This window comes from Litorilinea aerophila (genome assembly GCF_006569185.2).
Classification (GTDB): domain Bacteria; phylum Chloroflexota; class Anaerolineae; order Caldilineales; family Caldilineaceae; genus Litorilinea; species Litorilinea aerophila.
The window spans coordinates 1-1,445 of record NZ_VIGC02000083.1 but is presented as its reverse complement, the minus strand read 5'-3'; the positions used below and the strand labels follow the sequence as shown (position 1 = coordinate 1,445).

At 59.8% G+C, this 1,445-nt stretch carries 2 protein-coding genes; both read right to left on the bottom strand.

Going from position 1 to position 1,445, the window contains the following annotated elements:
- Window positions 1-836 (bottom strand): integrase core domain-containing protein (locus FKZ61_RS23695; RefSeq protein WP_141612641.1); only part of this gene is annotated, 836 nt, incomplete at its 3' end.
- A gap of 190 nt (window positions 837-1,026) precedes the next feature.
- A partial coding sequence (locus tag FKZ61_RS23690) for a helix-turn-helix domain-containing protein (RefSeq protein WP_211358722.1) occupies window positions 1,027-1,445 on the bottom strand: 419 nt, incomplete at its 5' end.

Genomic DNA, 1,445 nt, shown 5'->3' with positions numbered 1-1,445 from the left:
AACTCATTGGGCGACAAGCCAGGGATGGCCAAGCCCTGATGTGGGCGGTCGTTGTACTCATCCAGGAATTGCTGCAGGAGCGGGGCCAGTTCTTCATCCTCTCGCCACGCTTTGTCCTGCAGCCACTCTTTGAGGGTGCGGACAAATCGTTCAGCAATTCCGTTAGACTGCGGCCGATGTCGAGCGATGCGCACATGGATAAACGCTTCGCTGAGCACGAGTTTCTGGAAGGCGTGGGCCTTGAAATGGGTTCCCCGATCTGAAATGAGAAACAGCAACTCCGGCGGTAACAGGATGCGCAGCGCCTCCACAATCCTCTCGGACGTCACCTTCGGGCCGGCCACAAACAGAGGCAGGCCCAGGCACTGGCGGGTACAGTTGTCGATGACGACCAAGATGGCAATCCAGGTCGTGACAACAGGCAACTGGGACAAGCGTTCCCGGAGGCTGCGACGCTTCTGCCGCCAGGCCTCGTCTGCCTGTGTGCGCACTTCCAGGCTGGCGCAGCGTTGCTTGCGTAATGCTCGCCACTGCTCATCCTGCCCTTGCTTGACTTTTCGCTGTTGACGCCGTTCCGCCTTGGAGAGGGCCTGATAGGCCTGCGCTTCTGCCTTGCGGGCTGCTTGCGCCTCTTTCCAGGCCGCATCTTCCAGCTTGCGCTTTTCCCGAATGCGGCGGCGCTCATCCCGTAGCTGCGCTTCTTCCCGCCGCAGGACCTGTTGTGCGGCCTTTAACGACACTTGGTCGGCTTGTTTCCCTTGGGGCTCCGGCTCCGGTTGGCTCGCTGGTTCCTGGGAGGCCGCTACGAAGTCCAGCATCGCTTCTTCGTACGTCAACGCTGGGTCTTCAAAAATGCGGCCTGGCCACTCTCGTTCGCTCGTCTCTGCCTGTGATGGTTGCACGATCAGTCGGCCCGAGGAACCACTCACCGCCGGCAACTTGTCCGCCAGGGCATGCGTGGCGGGCACAAAACACAGATCGACGTTGACGGCCTGTCCAGGCTGTTCTGCGGTTCGACTGGTGGTCTTAGCCCGCTTTTTTTTCCCCGTCGGCCTCGGCTGGTTTCCAGAGACCGGCGTCTTGCAGAATCCGTCTTACTGTGTTGGACCTGACCACCGGCACCCAGTTGTTGGCTTTCGCCAGTTCGTCTGCGATGCGTTTCTTGCCCCAATCTGGGTGCTCACGCCGCAGCGCGATCACCTTTTGCTCTATCTCAGGTGGTGTCCGATAGGGCTCTTTCGGAGCGCGACTCTCGAATTCTTCCAGCCCGGCATAGCCGGACTGGTCAAAGCGCGGTTTCCAGTAGTAGAACGTTCCTCGACCGACGTGGGCTTTTCGACAGGCCAGGGTCACATTGCCTGTGGCTTCCCAAGTCTCAAACAGCAGCTTGCGCTGCTGCGGAGTCGTGTGTGGAAAATGGGTGCGTCTCTTAGCCATACCACTAT